The sequence below is a fragment of the Actinophytocola sp. genome (genome assembly GCF_050699915.1).
Lineage (GTDB): Bacteria > Actinomycetota > Actinomycetes > Mycobacteriales > Pseudonocardiaceae > Actinophytocola.
In genome coordinates, this window is the sequence record NZ_JBOHGA010000065.1 from 13,002 (window position 1) to 29,901 (window position 16,900).

Sequence of the window (16,900 nt, forward strand, 5' to 3'; positions counted from 1 at the left end):
GTCGGGCCGGGTGGACGACATACGAGGTGCCATGAAGGTTCGGCGCTACCAGCTGGGCGTGCTGCTGATCGTGGTCCTGGCGGCCCTGATCGCGGTGAACGGCCTCGCGCTGTGGGGCGACCAGTTCGCTCTGTGGGTCGACAACGCGATGCAGCTGAGCGCCGGGGTGACGGCGGTCGTGTGCGGCTTGCTCGTCGGCCGCCGAATGCGCGGGGCGCAGCGCTGGTGGCGGGTGCTCTTCGCGCTGGGCATGGCCGGCTGGTCCTGCGGGCAGGTCTTCTGGTCCTGGTACCAGCTCGTCGAGGGCGAGGGCCTGCCCTCGCCCTCGTTGGCCGACGTCGGCTACCTGACGTTCCCGGGCTTCGCGCTCGCGGGCCTGTTCGTCCTGGCCCGCGCGCGCGAGCGGCCGGACGGCAAGCGGTGGCTGCCGCAGCAGTGGAACGCGCACTTCGGCGCCGCTCTGGTGCTCGACGGGCTCGTCGTGACCGGCTCGATGTTCATCCTGATCTGGGCGGCGGCGCTCGGCGGCCTGGTGAAGTCGACCGGACCGGACGCGCTCACCTGGGCGGTGGCGATCGCCTACCCGCTGACGGACCTGGTCCTGGTCGTGGTCGCGGTGCTCCTGGTGGTGTTCGACCGGGTCGATCGGCCGTATCGGGCCAACCTGCTGCTGCTCGCCGCCGGGATCGTGGCACTGGCCTGCTCCGACGCTATCTTCGCCTACCTGGTCAGCATCGGCGCGGAGAGCATGAAGCCCTGGGCCGACGCCGGGTTCGTCCTCGGGCCACTGCTCATCGCCTACGCGCTGCTGGCCACGCCGAGCCGGCGCGCGAACGAGAACCAGACCGTGCCCGTGGACTGGTGGCGACTCGCCCTGCCGTACGTGCCGGTGGCGGCGGTGGCCATGTTGATCAGCGCCCAGCTGCTGTTCGGTCAGGGGCCTGACGCGATCGAGGTCTCCGTCGGCGTCATCGTGATCTTCCTCGTGCTGGCCCGGCAGCTGCTGTCGCTGCTGGACAACCGGTTGCTGCTGCGCCGGGTCTACGAAGGCCAGCAACTGCTGGAGCACCAGGCATTCCACGATCCGTTGACCGAGCTCGCCAACCGGACGCTGTTCGCCGAGCGCCTCGACCGGGCCATCGCCGCGGGCTCCGCCGCCGGCGGCTCGCTCGTGCTGATCTTCGTCGACCTGGACGACTTCAAGGAGGTCAACGACCAGTTCGGCCACGGCGGCGGCGATGTCGTGCTGCACGCGGTCGGCCAGCGGTTGCTCGGCTGCGTGCGGTCGTCCGACACCGTGGCCCGGCTCGGCGGCGACGAGTTCGCGATCCTGCTGGAAGGAGTGGTCGACGCGCCGCAGTCGGTCGCGGACCGGATCCGCGGCACGCTGCGGCGGCCGTTCGCGGTGCACGGCACACAGGTCGCCGTCCGCGCCAGCATGGGTCTCGTGGTGCTGGACCCCGACGAGCCGCTGGTCACGTCGGACGTCCTGCTCGGCCGGGCGGACACCTCGATGTACGCGGGCAAGCGGCTGGGCAAGGACACCACGGTGGTGTACCGGCCGTCGACCGACGGCCCGCCCGACTTCATCACCTTCCTGCGGCGCGCCAAGGGGGGCGTGCCGGACGGCTTCACCATGGAGTTCCAGCCGATCGTGCGGCTGGGCGACGACGCCCCGGTGGCGGTGGAGGCGTTGTCCCGGTGGACCGCGCCGGACGGGACCCAGATCCCGCCGCACTCGTTCGTCAGCGCGGCGGAAGGCGCGGGGCTCGGTGCCGAGATGGACGCGCTGGCGCTGGACATGGCCTGCCGCGAGGTCTCGGCGGCCGAGCTGGACCTGACCGTGCACGTCAACGTCTGCGCGAGCCGCCTCGGCACGTCGGAGCTCGAGGAGAGCATCACCGCCGCGCTCGCCCGGTACGAGGTGCCGGCCGACCGGCTCGTCGTCGAGATCACCGAGACGGTGCCGGTTCTCGACCTCGCCGCCGGGGCCGACGCGATCCGGCGGATACAGGGACTCGGCGTGCGAGTGGCCCTCGACGACTTCGGCGCCGGGTACAGCTCACTGACCTGGCTGCACGCGTTGCCGGTCGACCTGATCAAGCTGGACCGGGCGCTGACCACGGGCGTGCGACCGGACCGCGACGTCGCCCTGTGCCGTTCGCTGGTCAGCCTGGGGGAGGAGCTCGGCTTCACGGTCGTGGCCGAGGGCATCGAGACGGCCGAGCAGGCCGCGCTGCTCGGGCGTGCGGGCTGCGGCCTGGCCCAGGGCTACCTGTTCGGTCGCCCTGGCCCGCTGTCCGCGCTGCGCCTCGCGGTTACGCCCTAGTCGACTAGTCGGCGCCGGGTGGGATCAGGCCGAAGATCGTGGCCGTCGAGCCAGACCCGTTGCGGTTGATCGGTCCGCCCGCGAGCACCCAGGCGCCCGTGGTGGGCAGCTTGGCCAGGTTCGCCATGATCTCCAGGCTGATCCGGTGCCGCTGGTACACCAGCACCGACACGGTGTAGGAGCCGTCCTCGCCGACGTCCGGGCTGAACGTGTCGGTACCGGTGCCGCCCTGACGCCCGAGGCGGCCGGTGTCGATCATCCACTCGATGGTCGGAATCGCGAAGCCGGGCTGGTGGATCACCCCGTTCTCGTCGAGGTTCGGGAACGCCGGGGTGCCCCAGCGGGACTCCCAGCCGGTCCACAGGACGACCACGGAGCCGCCGGGGATCCGGCCGTACCGGCGCTCCCAGGCCTTGATGTCCGCGATCGTCACCGCGTAGTCGGGGTTCGCCGCGGCCTTCTTCCGAATGTCGATCTTCACCGCCGGCCGGAACAGGTCCTCGGGGTCCATCTGGTCGGCCAGCAGCGCACCCTCGTTGAAGTGGCCTGGCGCGCCCCAGTGGGTGCCGGTGTGCTCGCCCTCGCGGACGAACTGCAAGTAGTAGCCGTCCTCCGGGACGGTCGCGATGGTCTCCAGCGTGAACGCCGGGTCGCCGGGGAACACGTTGGTCGTGGCCGGGTCGTTGACGTGTGACAGGTTGACCAGCTTGAGCTTGTCGAGCCCGCCGTGCGGGACCGAAGCCTGCGCGGTGCGGCCCGGCAACGACAACGCCCCGAACAGCCCGGCCATACCTGCGGCCAGCACCCTTCGCCTCTGCGGCATGCGGAACACCTTCCCGATCACGGAAGCCGCCGTGCGTGGCCCGCACAGTGGCGTGCACGGTGTATCACCCCGACACCCACCGGCCCAAGTGGCCTTAGCCTCTTCCTTGCGTGCGGGGTAGGAATCGGCCACTATCGGGCAAATAGTGAGAAAATCACTTACCGTCGGTGAGGAGTTCCGTGACTCGTCGTATGCGCCCCCGCGTCCTGGCCCGCCGGCTCGGCATGCCCGCGCTCGCCGTAGCGCTCGTGGTCGCGGGCAGCGCCGGGTTGTCGCCGCGGTCCGCCGAGGCGGACGGCAGGCCAGACGTCACCAACGTCGCGCATCGCGGGGCCTCGGCGTATGCGCCGGAGAACACCCTGGCCGCCATCGAGGACGGTGTGGCGCGGCGTGCGGACATGGTCGAGGTCGACGTGCAGCGCACCGCCGACGGTGAGCTGATCCTGATACACGACACCGACCTGGTCCGGACGACCGACGCCGAGGAGGTCTTCCCCGACCACGGCTCCTACGCCGTCGCCGACTTCACCATGGCGGAGGTGCGCAGGCTCGACGCGGGGTCCTGGTTCGGCGCGGACTTCGCGGGGGAGCCGGTGCCCACGCTGGCGGACGCGCTCGCGGTGCTGCGCGGCGGTCCGGTCGGGCTTCTGCTCGAGGTCAAGGAGCCGGCGTTGTACCCCGGCATCGAGGCGGAGCTCGCCGACGAGTTCCGCGAGGACCCGTGGTGGCTGGAGCCCGCCCCGCCGCACCAGGCGCACCGGCTGGTGATCCAGAGCTTCGACTGGGCGTCCATGAAGCGGTCGCAGGACCTGCTGCCCGCGATCCCGCACGGGCTGCTGGGGCGGGTCGACGAGGCGGAGATCCCCGCGTACGCCGAGTGGGCCGACCAGATCAACCCCGGTTTCACGACCGTCGACGCGGCCTACGTGCAACTGGTTCACGAGGCGGGCCTCGAGAGCTACGTCTACACGGTCAACGACGCGGACGACATGCGCGCCCAGCTCGCGAACGGCGTGGACGGCGTCATCACGAACTACCCGGACGTCCTGGCGGACGTCATCGACGAACAGCGCGAGCCGGCCGCGGCGTAGCGCGGGCTGTCGGAAGCGACCAACCCGGGCCTGAGCAGCCCCGGTTAGGTGTGGCTTAGCCACGATGTAGCCATCCCGAGCACGCTCCTCATCGTGCGGACGATCCGCACGAGGAAGCATCGCGCCGGGCACCTGCAAGAACCTGGTGAACACGTACAACGAGAACGCCTCGTTCCAGTGGATCGCCTGAGGTGACCCGAGGGTGGTGGACCGTCGAGGGGGCGGCCCACCACCCTCAGCCGGAGAGCTGGTCGGTCGCGCTGACCGACCGCCAGAGCGAGCGCGCCCGGTCGAGGTGCTGTTGCGCACCGGCCGGGTTCCCGTTCTCCGCCTCGAAAGTGCCCAGCAGCTCCCAGCACCGGGCCTCGTCGAGCCGGGAGCCGTTGCGGTGGAAGATCTCCGCTGCGAGCTCGAGGTCGGGTACCGCCCGGTCGCGCTCGCCCTGTGTCGCATGGATCTGGCCGGACTTCACCAAGGTGTAGGCGACACACCGGTCGTCGGCGAGGCCGGTGAAGATGTCCCGCGCGCGGCGCAGGCACTCGAGCGCCTCGGCCGGCTCGTGCAGGGTGCTCATCTCCCGCAGCACGACCGCCTCGCGGTGCTCGTCGCCGAGCGTGCGGCACAGGTCCAGTGCGTCGTCGAACCAGGTGCGAGCGGCGACGTGGTCGCCGCCCGCGAGGTGGATCGTGCCGATCGCGCTCATCAACTGTGCCTCGGTGTGCCGGTCACCCGCGGCGCTCACGAGCTCCAACGCCCGCCTGGCGTGTTCGAGCGCGGGCTCGTGCTCCTCGACGACCCGGTGGATGGTGCCGAGCCCGGCGGTCGCGAGTCCCTCGCCGAGCTTGTCACCCACCTGCCGGAAGAGCTCGACCGACCGCCGCAGGTTCGCCGTCGCCTCGGCGAAGTCGTCGCGGTAGATCTGCACCTGTGCGAGGCCGCGCAGCAGCACCGCCTCGCCGTGCCGGTTGCCCGCCCGCCGGACCGCGCCGAGCGCCACCTGGTGCCCGCGCTGCCAGTCCTCGTAGCGGCTGAGGTGGTCGTCGTAGGTCACCGCGACCGTCGCGAGCTCCCACGCGAGCTCGGCGAGCTCCCAGTCCGCGGCCAACCGCACCGCGCCCAGCAGTGCGGCCCGCTCGGTGCCGAACCAGCGAACGGGGTCGGCGACGACCCGTCGCTCGATGGCGTCGCGGGCCCGGAGACGTGCTGCCGACCCCGGCGGCGGGCGGAACAGGCTCGGCGGCATCGCGTCCGCGGCGCGCGTGGCGAGGTCCAGCCAGGTGGCGAGCAGCCGGGCGACCGCGGCACGGCGCTCGGCGTGCGGGATCGTCTCGGCGCCCTCGGCCGCGTACGCGCGGAGCAGGTCGTGCAGCCGGTAGCGGGGCTGGCCGGTGGCGTCGGTCGTGGTCAACCGCGCCAGGTTCGCGTCGACCAGGGTGTCGAGCACGTCGTCGGTGCCGGCGCGGTCGAGCAGCGGGCCGACCACCCAGCCCGGCACTGTCTGCGGGCCGAGGATGCCGAACAGCCGCAGCGCGGTGATGGCGTCGTCCGGCAGCAGACGCATCGACAGGTCGAAGCTCGCGCGCACGCCGAGGTCGCCGAGCCGCAGCTCGGACAGCCTGCGTGACTCGTCCTCCAAGCGCTCCCGCAACACCCGCAGCGACCATGCCGGCCGGCCGAGGAGCTTGCCCGCGGCGATCCGGATGGCGAGCGGCAGGTGCCCGCACGCACGCAGGATCGCTGCGGCGTGCTCGGGTTCGCCTTCGGTGCGGCCGGCGCCCACGATGCGGGTGAACAGGTCATGCGCCTCCGCGTCGTCGAGCACGTCCAGCTCGACGTGCCGGGCGCCGGGGAGGTCGGTGAGCACGGCGCGGCTGGTGATGATCACGGCGCAGTTCCCGTTCGGTGGCTGCAGCCAGCGGGCCTGGTCCGCGTGCCCGGCGTCGTCGAGGACGAGCAGCATCCGGCGGTCGGTGAGCAGCGACCGGTAGTGCGCGGCCCGCGCGTGCAGACCGTCGGGCACGGCGGCCCCGGTGACACCGAGGGCGTGCAGCACCTCGGCCAGCAGCACCGCCGGGTCCCGCGGGTCGGGCGAGGTGCCGGCGAGGTCGAGGTAGAGCTGGCCGTCCGGAAAGTCCGGCGACGCGCGGCGTGCGGCGTGCAGGGCCAGGGTCGACTTGCCGATCCCGGGGCCGCCGGAGATCACCGCGACCGGCGGCGGCGTCTCGGGGGAGCGGTCGGCCAGCAGCTCGCCCAGCGCGTCGAGCGGCGCGCGGCGGCCGGTGAAGTCGGGTACGTCTGCCGGGAGCTGGGAGACCTGCGGCACGACGACGGCGGGTGGCCCGGCCTCGCGCGGCGCGGTCTCGACCTCGCCCGCCAGCACCTGTTGATGTAGTTCGCGCAGTGCCGTACCCGGCTCGACGCCGAGTTCGTCGACCAGGATCGTGCGTACCCGCTGGAATGCTTGCAGCGCCTCCGCCTGCCGTCCGCCGCGGGACAGCGCGAGCATGAGCCGGTGCCAGGCCTGCTCGCGCAGTGGGTGCTCCTCGACGAGGTGTTGCAGCTCGCCGATCAGCATGGTGTGCCGGCCGCATTCGAGGTCGGCGTCGATGCGGGCGTCCAGCGCGGTCAACCGCTGCTCGGTGAACCGGGTCGCCTCCGCCGCGATCGCCGCCGACTCCGGCACGTCGGCGAACGCGGGGCCGCGCCACAGGGCGAGTGCTTCGCCGAGCAGCTCCGCCGCGAGGTCGGGCCTGCCGGACCGATGCTGGCCGTGGCCCTCGGCGGCGAGGAGCTCGAACCGCTGGGCGTCGGTGTCCGGGGCATCGGGATCCTCACCGAGCAGGAGCCGGTAGCCGGGCGCCGCGGTGACCAGCAGCCTGCCGTCCGAGTCGCCGAGGAGCCGGCGCAGCCGCAGTACGTAACCGTGCACCTGTGTCGTGGCGGTCTTCGGCGGTGCCTCGCCCCACAGCTCGTGGACGAGCTGCTCGATCGGCACCACCTGGCGCGGACGGACGAGCAGCGTGGCGATCAGCGACCGCAGCTTCGGGACTCCGACGTCGGTCCAGCGGGAGCCGTCGTAAACCTCCAGCGGCCCAAGGAGCCGGATCCTCACGCGCGGCGACCCTCCCCGATCGAGCCGTACCGTTTCGACCAACCGTTTAGCCACGACTTAGCTTCGGTGTAGCCGACCCTCGTAGCTTCCGGCGTCTCAGTTGGAGGCCAGGAGGGGAGCATACGTGCCGGGAGGACGGCCGACGACAGAGGTCCATTGGTACGAACGGACTGCAGCCGAGCTCACCGCGATGGCCGCCGAGCTTGCCGACCACCGGTTCGTCGGCATCTCCCGCAGTGGCTTCGTCAGGGCGGAGGTCACCGGGGACGGGCTGCTCGTGGACATCACCGTCCACAGTGACGCGATGCGCCAGGCACACCCGCAGACCATCGGCCCGGACACCGTGGAGGCCGTCGGACTGGCCCGGGCCAGCGCCGGCGAGGAAGCGCGTGCCTGGGCGGACCAAGTCCTGGGGAGGGTGGCCGAATGAGCCGGTGGGCAAGGTTGGTGGCCAAGGTCGACGCGATCGAGGACGGCTTCAGGCGGGTACGGCTGGCCGAGGAGAGGGCGGCCTCGCTGACGATCGACCACCCGGTCGGCGGCGACTTCGGCACCGTGCGGGTGCGAAATCCGTCCGGAAGATGGGTCAACTGGTCAGGGAAAGGTGACCCTGAATACGTTGGCCAATGATTTTCATGGCTTGCCGGCGCCGGGCTCGGGTGCCGAAGCCGGGGACACACCTCAGCGCATGCCCGACGCGGCCGGAAACCCGGACATGTGGGAGGTCACGCCGACCGAGTGAGTCCTCGCGCGCACCGGCTCAGCTCGCCGCGGTTCGCAGCGGCGCCGTCACCTCGATCAGGTAGCGATCCCGGTCCTCGGGCGGCCCCCAGTTGTCCTCCGTCCTGGAGAGCATCACTACGCGCGCCGGCACGCCGGCGCGCGCGTACGCGGTCAGCTTGTGGTGACCGTCCAGGACGACGGCCACGAGGAACCGTTCGTGGTGCTCCGCCTGTACGTAGCGGTCGTCGACCCAGCCCCACAGCAGCGCGGCCGGACGAGCACCCGCCGCGATGGCGGCCGCGTGTTCGGCGACGCGCTCGTCGCGCAGCAGCTCCGGCGACCGGGACGGCATCACCACGCAGTAGGCCGGGGGAGAGCCCGGGATCGTGTCCCGTAGCTGGAAGTGCTCGGCGCCCGGCCAGTACGGCTCGTCGAGCTCGTCGTCGTCGTTGTCACCGCGCCGCTGCGTCCTGCGGTGCCACCAGGACATCTCGGGGTCGCTGACCCGTTCCAGGTCCAGGTCGAGCAGGAACGTCCGGTAGTGCCCGGTGGGCATGGCGACCAGCAGCGGCCGCGCGGCGTCGATCAGGTCGGCGTCCAGCCGCGGGAGATCGGCGAGCCGGTCTCGCAGCCGAGTGGACGACTCGACCGCGGACTCGGGTGGCCAACCGGTCAGTCTCATGGTCAGCTCGCAGGTGCCGCAGGTCGAGCCGAGGTTGTACACCGGTGTGCCGGCGACCATCAGCGACCTGCCCCACCGCGGCCACAGTGACCCGGGCGTCGGCGGGTCGTCGTCGATGAGGATTCGCCCGAGGCCGTCGTCGAGCACGAAATCGGCACGAGTCTCGCCGACCTGGACGTCCCTCAGATCCGGCCGGGCCGGCTCGGTCACGTCCACCGAGCGCCAGGCGGCCCGGATCGCACGCGGGTTCCGCAAGTTCTCGACCAGCGGATGGCGGCCGGTCAGGTGCGCCAACGCGTGGTGGACTTCCCCGTCGAATCGTCCTCGAAGCAGCTCGGGGACCGCCGCGGGATCGCCCATCAGCTCGAGAGCGATGACGAAACGCTGGCGTTCGAGCCCCTTGAGCCGACGCAGCCGACGGGCGATCCGCGCGGTGTGCTCGTGGGCGTGGAGCCGCCCCAGGGCGATCGCGGCGTTGCCTCCGCGCTCCCGGTCGTCCAGCAGCGGGACCAGGTCCGGCACGAAGGAGTGGTCACCGGACAAGCCGGCGAGGTCGGCGGCGACCCGACCCGCCTTGGGATCGGCCAGGAGCCGGCGAACGGTCGCGGGACTCGCGTGGGTGGGCCCGATGTGAGCGAGTGTGGCGAGCAGGTCGACGGCTTCGATGCCGGCGGCCGTCTCGAGCAGGCGCGCGAGCGCACGGACGCCGTCCTCGCCGGACCTGCCGAGCAGCCATACCAGCAGCCGGCGCTGCTCCGTGCCCGGAAAGCGATCCTCGACCACCTCGACAAGACCCGGCGGCAACGGCTCGGTGTCCGCGACCAGCCACGGATCCGACGCGGCGAGCACCCTGTCGAGCCACACCTCCGGCGAGTCCATCCCACGGACCATAGCCCGATCCGCGCCCGCGTTCGCTCGGGATTCGCACCCGTGGCCGGCCGGGGATCGAAATGATGAGCGGGTGAGCTCGCAGCCGCCGTCCCCGGATCTGCTTCCCCCGCCGCCTTCCCCGCCGATGTCGCTGCTGGTGTACCGGTCGCCGGTGGAGCCGCGACGGTCAGCACACCGCCCAGCTGGACGCCATCAAGACGGCCGGCGCGATCGTGCTGGGCACCGGCGGTGCGGCCGCGTTGTGGCTGACCGCGCGCAGGCAGCGGACCTCGGAGCTGAGCCTGAACCAGACGCTCGCGGCGCATGCCGCCACTGTCGAGGACGCCGAGGCCCGCCGGATCACCGACCTGTACGGCAAGGCGGCCAGGAGCATCAGGTCCGGCGGACCGCGCAGGCCATCCTGTTCCGCCATCTCCTCGTCGGCAACGAGGAAGAGCCGGCCGACACCTTCTGGTCCGGTGTCAGCCTGGACCTCACCGGTGCGCTGCTCGGTCCGGCCAACCTGATCGGCTGCCGCGTCACCGCGGCCGACTTCACTGGCGCCACCTTCACCGGCGACGTCTGGCCCGACAGAGCGCGGTTCGGGCTGGACGCGGTGTTCGGGCGCGCGAACTTCGACGAGGCGGAGTTCCGCTCGGGCGCGGTGTTCACCGGGACGGTGATCGAGGAGACCGGCGAACGGCCGCACGGCGTCCAGGATGGACGGTGGGGACTGCTGGTGCATGCCCCGAAGGACGAGAAGTAGGTCGAGGGTTCCGAAATTCGGTTCGCCGCCGGTTCCGGTTCGGCTACAGTGCTGCCGAACCCGCGCCCGCATCCGTGGCGCGGCCGCGACATGTGAGGAGGCCGGCCGTGTTCCGTCACGACGCCGTTCTCCGTTCGCGGTTCGAGGTGATCCTGATTTCTTCGGTGTTCCGGTGCCGGCTGCGCGCCCGGCTCCGGAACCGGTGACGTAACGAATCTCCAGCCACTGCACGCTGACTGAGCTCGCGTGCCGTTCGTCCCGTGCATCGCGCCGACCTTGTTCCTGATCACCTCGAAGGGCATGCGCCGTGCGCAACAAGCTGACCCACGTCCGCAACCTGGGCATCCTCGCCCACGTCGACGCGGGCAAGACCACCCTCACCGAACGGATCCTCTATGCGACGGGAACCACTTACAAGCGCGGTGAGGTCCACGACGGGACGACCGTCACCGACTTCGACTCCCAGGAGCGCGACCGCGGCATCACCATCTTCGCGGCGGCCGTGAGCTGCGCCTGGGATGACCACTGGATCAACCTGATCGACACCCCGGGGCACGTCGACTTCTCCGACGAGGTCGAGCGTTCGCTGCGGGTGCTCGACGGCGCGGTCGTGGTGTTCGACGGCGTCGCCGGTGTCGAGCCGCAGACCGAGTCGGTGTGGCGGCAGGCGGACCGGCACGGCGTGCCGAGGATCGCGTTCGTCAACAAGATGGACCGCGCGGGCGCCGACCTCGACGCGGCCGTCGCGTCGATCCGCGAGCGGCTGCACCCGACGCCGCTGGTGGTCCAGTTTCCCATCGGACAGGAGGAGGAGTTCACCGGTGTGGTCGACCTTGTCCACATGCGCTCGCTGCGCTGGGCCAGCGACACCCTCGAAGAAGGCCCGGTGCCCGATGCGTTGCTCGACGAAGCACGGCGCCGACGGCGAGTACTGGAGGAGTCGGTGGCGGAACGCCACGCGGGCGCGTTGGAGGAGTTCTGCGCGGACGCCGCGATTTCCGTCGCGTCGTTGACCGCCGCGTTGCGCGACCTGACCAGGAGTGGCGACGGCGTGGTCGTGCTGTGCGGCTCGGCCTACCGCAACCGCGGGACCGAGCCACTGCTGACGGCTGTCGTCGAGTACCTGCCGTCGCCGGTGGACGTGTCGCCGCGCGGCGTGGCGCGGGACCGCCCGGCCGATCCGGCGGCACCGTTCGCCGGGCTCGTGTTCAAGGTGGTCGCGACCGCGACGGGAAGGCTGACCTACGTACGGGTCTACTCCGGAACCGTCCATAAGGGAGAGTCGGTGCTCGACGCCGGTGCCGGACGCACCGAGCGGATCGCGCGCATCCTCCGGGTGCACGCGGACCGGCACACGGAACTGACGGAGGCGACGGCCGGTGACATCGTCGCCCTGGTCGGTCCGAAGGCCGCCCGCGTAGGTGCGAGCCTGTGCGTGCCGTCGGCGCCGGTGCTGCTCGAACCGCCCGCGGCCACCGAGCCGGTGGTCTCCGTCGCGGTCGAGGCACGCAGGGCCGGCGACACCGAACGGCTGGCGACGGCGTTGGCGTGGCTGGCCGAGGAGGACCCGTCGCTGACCGTGCGGAACGACGCCCAGACCGGTCAGACCGTGTTGTCAGGTATGGGAGAACTACACCTGGAGGTGGCGGTGGAGAAGATCCGTCGCAGCCGCGGGCTGGAGATCGGCGTCGGCAGGCCGGAGGTGGCCTACCGGGAGACGGTCGTGTCCGGTGTATCGGGGCTGGTGTACCGGCACGTCAAGCAGGACGGCGGTGCCGGCCAGTTCGCCCACGTCGTGCTCGACGTGGCGCCCCTGCCTGCCGGCGCGGACTTCGTGTTCCGGTCCGCGGTCGTCGGCGGCCGGGTGCCTCGCGAGTACGTCCGCGCCGTGGAGGCGGGCTGCCGGGACGCCTTGTCCGAAGGCCCGCTCGGCGGTCATCCCGTCACCGGGCTGGCGGTCACCCTCACCGACGGGGCCACCCACGTGAAGGACTCGTCGGAGCTGGCGTTCCGCTTCGCGGGCCGGTTCGGCCTACGGGAAGCGTTACGTGCCAGCGAGATGACGCTCCTGGAGCCGGTGACGGAGATCGCGGTCACCGTCCCGGAGGACGAGCTGGGCGGCGTCCTGGGTGACCTGGCCATGCGCCGCGGCCGGGTCACGGCGTCGACCACCCGCGGCAGCACGGTGACGATCACCGCCACCGTGCCGCTGTCGGAGCTGTTCGGGTACGCCAACCGCCTGCGCAGCCGCACGCACGGCCGGGGCACGTTCACCGTCCGGCCGGCGGGATACGCGCCGACCCCCTCCAGGGCCACGGCCGGTTGAGCACGAGGGATGGCCCCGTCCGCGTAGGGACGGGGCCATCCCATCAGCTCGGCTAAAGCGTTGCTGCCGCTGGACGCGTTGTCGGCGCCGCTCGGCGCACGGGACAGGGGTAGGCCTCAATTGATGTTGATCCCTGCAACGGGTCAGGGCACAGTCACACTGTGCTCATGCACGTGCATGTGCACATGCACTTGGGGGTGTACGCATGATGCCGTGCCGCGACTGGTCCGACTCGAGGGTGTTGATCCGGAAGGGACGCCCGAGGTCGCTCATTCAGCTGCCGGGTGGAGACCCACCGGTGGACGTGCCACCGGCGGTGCACCGGACGGTGCTCGTCGTGGACGTGTCCGCGTTCGGCGAGCGGACCAACCTGGACCAGCTCACCGTCCGCCGCGGGCTGTACGAGTCCCTGCGCCGAGCACTCGAGGAGGCGGGGGTCTCCTGGGACGAGTGTCACCGCGAGGATCGCGGCGACGGCGTCCTCGTGGTCATCCCGGCCACGGTGGCCAAGAGCCTTCTCGTGGAGAGACTGCCGGACCGGCTCGTCGCCGCGCTGCGGGCGTACAACGCGGGGCGGCCGGAGAACGAGCGCATCCGGTTGCGGCTGTCCCTGCACGCCGGCGAGATCCACCACGACGAGCACGGCGTCGCGGGCCGGTCGGTGAACCTGGCGTTCCGGCTGCTGGACGCGGCGGAGTTCAAACAGGCGCACGCGCGGTCGACGGGTCTGCTGGCCCTGATCACGTCCACCTGGTTCTTCGACGAGGTCGTGTGGCACAGCGCGACCGCCGGCCGCGACACGTTCCGCCGGATTCGCGTCGTCGCCAAGGAGACCGATGCCGAGGCGTGGGTTCGGCTGGTCGACGCCGAACCCGGTGTCCGCGCCAAGCCGCCGCGGCCCGCGGTCATCCCGGTGCTGCACCAGCTGCCGCCGAGCACCCGGCAGTTCGTCGGTCGGGACGCGGAGCTCGCCGGCCTCACGCGGCTCATCGACGAGCCCGGTGAGGCTGGTGAGCCGGCCGGCCTGGTCGTCGCGACGATCGACGGCATGGCCGGCATCGGCAAGACCGCGCTCGCACTCACGTGGGCGCACCGGGTGCGCGACCAGTTCCCCGACGGGCAGCTGCACGTCAACCTCCGCGGCTTCGACGAGCAGGAGCCGATGGACGCCGACCAGGCGCTGCACGGGTTCCTGCAGGCGCTCGGCGTGTCGGCGCAGGCCATTCCGGCCGATGTCGACACGAAGAGTGCCCTTTACCGCAGCCTGCTCGCGGAGCGGCGCATGTTGATCGTGCTGGACAACGCGCGCTCCAGTGAGCACGTTCGCCCGCTGCTGCCCGGCAACTCGACGTGCGTCGTGGTGATCACCAGCCGCAACCGCATGGTCAGCCTCCTGGTTCGCGACGGTGCCCAGCGCATCGCACTCGGCGTGCTGTCCGACGCCGATGCGTTGGCGTTGCTCGCCGAGCGGGTCGACCGCAGGCGCGTCGAGGCCGAGCCGGACGCCGCCGCCGAGCTCGTCGAACTGTGTGTCCACCTGCCGATGGCGCTCAGCGTGGCCGCGGCCCGCGCCGCGAGCCAGCCGGCGTTGTCCCTCGACGGCCTGGTCCAGGAGCTCCGCGACGAGCACCGCCGGCTGGACGTGCTGGACCTGGGAGAGACCGACCTGAGCCTGCGCGCGGTGTTCTCGTGGTCCTACGCGGTGCTCGGGGTCGAGGCCGCACGTGTGTTCCGGCTGCTGGGGATCCACCCGGGTGCGGACATCTGCCCGACCGCGTGCCGGGTGCTCGCCGGCGACCAGGCGCCGACCGCGTTGCGCGAGCTGACCGGTGCGCACCTGGTCACCGAGTACCTGCCCGGCCGGTTCCGCTTCCACGACCTGCTCCGCGCTTACGCCGCCGAGCTGGTCAGGACCGACACCGAGCGCCACGCCGCGGCGATCCGCCTCGTGGAGCACTACCTCGGCACGGCGCTGCTGGCCGACCGGCTCATCCAGCCGCACCGCTACGGCCGCGGCGACGTAGGCCCCGCCGTGCGGCCGGTCGACTCGGCCGTCGACGGGTACGACACGGCGATGGCCTGGTTCACCGTCGAGCACGCCACGCTGGAGGCGTTGGTCGGGTTCGCCGCGGAGAACGGGCTCGCCGACCGTGCCTGGCGACTGGCCTGGGCGGCCACGACATTTCTGCGGCGCACCGGCCGGTGGTCCGAGCGGGTCGCCATTCTCCGCACCGCGCTGGCCGTGGTCCGCGGGAGCGGCGACCTCGGCGAGGCGGCGATCTCCCGCCACCTGGCGACCGCCGTGTCCAGACTCGGTCAGTTCGAGGAGGCGGGCGAGCTTCTCGACCGGTCCGCCGAGATCTACCTGGCCCGCCACGACAATGGTGGTTCGTTCAAGAACCATCTCGCGTTCACCAGGGTGCTCGACGCGCGCGACGACCATCACCGCGCGTTCAACCACGCCCGCACCGCGTGGGAGATGATCCGCGACTCCGACGACCAGCTCGGCCACGCGGACGCGTTGAACGCGATGGGGCGTCAGCTGTGCCTGCTGGCCCGGCACGAGCACGCGCAGCCGCTGTGCGTCCGGGCACTGGAGCTCTACAAGTCGATCGGCCATCAGGAGGGCGAGGCCGACGTCCTGCTCAACCTCGGCGACATCGAGCGCGCGCTGGGCCGCGACACGACCGCGGCGAAGTGCTACGAGCGGGCCGTCACGATCGATCGCCGACTGGGGGACCGGTACTGGGAAGCCGTCTCCCTGGAACGTCTCGCCTACGCGTTGAAGGACATCGCGAACGCCCGGGCCGCCGCCGCACTGCACGGCGCCCTGCTGATCTACCACGAAATCGGCCACCCACATGAGAACCGCGTCCGAGCGGGGCTGATGTCGGCCTAGCCGGCCTCTCTACGCGTTGATGACGACCTTCAGCGCCTCGTTGGCCGCGGCGTTCTTGAAGACGTCGTAGGCCTCGTCGAGCTGGCCGAAGCCGAACGTGTGGGTGCCCATCTTCTCCGCGGGGATGCGGCCGCTGCCGACCATCTTCAGCAGTGTCGGGATCGACACCGTGTCCACCAGGCCCATCGTCAGCTTCACGTTGTGGATCCACAGGTTCTGCATCGGCAGCTCCACCGGCACGCCGTGCACGCCGATGTTCGCGATGGTCCCGCCGGGGCGGACCAGCGAGGCCGCGGTGAGCAGCGTCTCGGGGTAGCCGACGGCCTCGATGGCCACGTCGACACCGAGGCCGTCGGTGAGCGCGAGCACGTCCTCGGTGGTGTTCGGGCCCGCCTCGATCACGTCCGTCGCGCCGAAGTCGTGCGCCTTCGTGAGGCGGAACTTGTTGGTGTCCACGGCGATCACCTTCGACGCGCCCCACAGACCGGTGGTGAGGATCGCGGACAGGCCGACCGCCCCGGCGCCGACCACGGCGACGGTCTGGCCGGGCCGCACCTCGCCGGCCAGCACGCCGACCTCGTAGCCGGTGGGCAGCGAGTCGGCGAGGAAGATCGCCTGCTCGTTGGTCACGTCGTCGGGGACCGCGTACAGCGAGGTGTCCGCGTACGGCACGCGGACGAGCTCGGCCTGGGTGCCGTCGATCAGGTGGCCGAAGATCCAGCCGATGCCGCCGACCGTCTGGCAGTGCGACGGCATGCCGCGCTGGCAGTACTCGCACCGCCCGCACTTCGTGATCGCCGGCACCAGCACCCGGTCGCCGACGGCGAAGCCCTTCACGGCGTCGCCGACCTCGGTCACCGTGCCGACCGCCTCGTGGCCGAGCACCCGACCGTCGGTGACCGCGGCGACGTCGCCCTGCAGGATGTGCAGGTCGGTGCCGCAGATGGTGGTGGTGTCGACCCGGACGACCACATCGGTGGGCTCCTGGACGGCCGCGTCGGGCACGTCCTCCCATGACTTGTTTCCCGGACCGTGGTAGACGAGCGCCTTCATCTCTGCCTCCGTCTGGTCGGCTGAGTGCGTCCGTCAACGCTAGCTCCGGCACAACCTGCCGCGGGTCGCAATATGCGACACCTGCCGGCGGCTACAGTCGCGCCGTGACGAAGTTGATCGAGTCGCCGCGGCGGGTGCTCGCCGGGTTCGCCGTGCTGGCCGTGCTCGCGATTGCCGCCGCCGGACAGGCGATCGCCGAGCGGGGTGCCGAGCCCGTGTCGGACTC

At 71.5% G+C, this 16,900-nt stretch carries 11 protein-coding genes; 7 read left to right on the forward strand and 4 right to left on the reverse strand.

All coding sequences use genetic code 11. The annotated features are described in order from the left end of the window. Window positions 1-31: 31 nt before the first annotated feature. Window positions 32-2,329: a putative bifunctional diguanylate cyclase/phosphodiesterase gene (locus ACRDSK_RS14445; protein ID WP_431441234.1), complete on the forward strand. Its 2,298-nt coding sequence runs from the start codon at window positions 32-34 to the stop codon at window positions 2,327-2,329. Window positions 2,330-2,333: 4 nt separating this feature from the next. Here the strand turns inward: ACRDSK_RS14445 and ACRDSK_RS14450 are convergent, their stop codons facing one another. Beyond that, the gene (locus tag ACRDSK_RS14450; RefSeq protein WP_431441236.1) at window positions 2,334-3,152 is read right to left on the reverse strand and encodes a cyclase family protein; all 819 of its coding nucleotides are present in this window, start codon (window positions 3,150-3,152) and stop codon (window positions 2,334-2,336) included. Window positions 3,153-3,331: 179 nt separating this feature from the next. On the opposite strand from ACRDSK_RS14450, the gene ACRDSK_RS14455 reads away from it, so the two are divergent. Beyond that, entirely contained in the window at window positions 3,332-4,243 is a 912-nt protein-coding gene (locus ACRDSK_RS14455) for a glycerophosphodiester phosphodiesterase (RefSeq protein WP_431441237.1), read from the forward strand. A 235-nt stretch (window positions 4,244-4,478) separates the two neighbouring features. On the opposite strand, the gene ACRDSK_RS14460 is transcribed toward ACRDSK_RS14455, so the two are convergent. Further along, a complete protein-coding gene (locus tag ACRDSK_RS14460) occupies window positions 4,479-7,355 on the reverse strand; it encodes a BTAD domain-containing putative transcriptional regulator (protein WP_431441238.1) in 2,877 nt (958 codons plus the stop codon). A gap of 124 nt (window positions 7,356-7,479) precedes the next feature. Here ACRDSK_RS14460 and ACRDSK_RS14465 point away from each other — a divergent pair, with 124 nt between their 5' ends. Further along, window positions 7,480-7,785 carry a YbaB/EbfC family nucleoid-associated protein gene (locus tag ACRDSK_RS14465; RefSeq protein ID WP_431441240.1) on the forward strand — a complete coding sequence of 102 codons (306 nt, stop codon included), beginning with the start codon at window positions 7,480-7,482 and terminating at the stop codon, window positions 7,783-7,785. Between the two features lie 17 nt (window positions 7,786-7,802). After that, window positions 7,803-7,985 carry a hypothetical protein gene (locus ACRDSK_RS14470; RefSeq protein WP_431441241.1) on the forward strand — a complete coding sequence of 61 codons (183 nt, stop codon included), beginning with the start codon at window positions 7,803-7,805 and terminating at the stop codon, window positions 7,983-7,985. 130 nt (window positions 7,986-8,115) lie between these two features. On the opposite strand, the gene ACRDSK_RS14475 is transcribed toward ACRDSK_RS14470, so the two are convergent. Beyond that, a complete protein-coding gene (locus ACRDSK_RS14475; protein WP_431441243.1) occupies window positions 8,116-9,639 on the reverse strand; it encodes a hypothetical protein in 1,524 nt (507 codons plus the stop codon). Window positions 9,640-9,892: 253 nt separating this feature from the next. Between ACRDSK_RS14475 and ACRDSK_RS14480 the strand changes: the two genes are divergently transcribed. From ACRDSK_RS14480 to ACRDSK_RS14490, 3 genes are all read left to right on the forward strand, one after another. Further along, entirely contained in the window at window positions 9,893-10,396 is a 504-nt protein-coding gene (locus ACRDSK_RS14480) for a pentapeptide repeat-containing protein (protein WP_431441245.1), read from the forward strand. 307 nt (window positions 10,397-10,703) lie between these two features. Continuing rightward, complete coding sequence (gene fusA, locus ACRDSK_RS14485; protein WP_431441246.1) at window positions 10,704-12,722, forward strand: elongation factor G; 2,019 nt, start codon at window positions 10,704-10,706, stop codon at window positions 12,720-12,722. Between the two features lie 298 nt (window positions 12,723-13,020). Then, window positions 13,021-15,621 carry an ATP-binding protein gene (locus tag ACRDSK_RS14490; RefSeq protein WP_431441248.1) on the forward strand — a complete coding sequence of 867 codons (2,601 nt, stop codon included), beginning with the start codon at window positions 13,021-13,023 and terminating at the stop codon, window positions 15,619-15,621. A 9-nt stretch (window positions 15,622-15,630) separates the two neighbouring features. Here the strand turns inward: ACRDSK_RS14490 and ACRDSK_RS14495 are convergent, their stop codons facing one another. Beyond that, window positions 15,631-16,674 carry an alcohol dehydrogenase catalytic domain-containing protein gene (locus ACRDSK_RS14495; protein ID WP_431441250.1) on the reverse strand — a complete coding sequence of 348 codons (1,044 nt, stop codon included), beginning with the start codon at window positions 16,672-16,674 and terminating at the stop codon, window positions 15,631-15,633. Window positions 16,675-16,900 lie beyond the last annotated feature (226 nt).

Excerpts from the sequence above, each read along its gene's own strand:
- ACRDSK_RS14445 (WP_431441234.1), top strand. The coding sequence starts at position 32 with ATGAAGGTTCGGCGCTACCAGCTGGGCGTGCTGCTGATCGTGGTCCTG.
- ACRDSK_RS14450 (WP_431441236.1), bottom strand. The coding sequence starts at position 3,152 with ATGCCGCAGAGGCGAAGGGTGCTGGCCGCAGGTATGGCCGGGCTGTTC.
- ACRDSK_RS14475 (WP_431441243.1), bottom strand. The coding sequence starts at position 9,639 with ATGGACTCGCCGGAGGTGTGGCTCGACAGGGTGCTCGCCGCGTCGGAT.
- ACRDSK_RS14495 (WP_431441250.1), bottom strand. The coding sequence starts at position 16,674 with ATGAAGGCGCTCGTCTACCACGGTCCGGGAAACAAGTCATGGGAGGAC.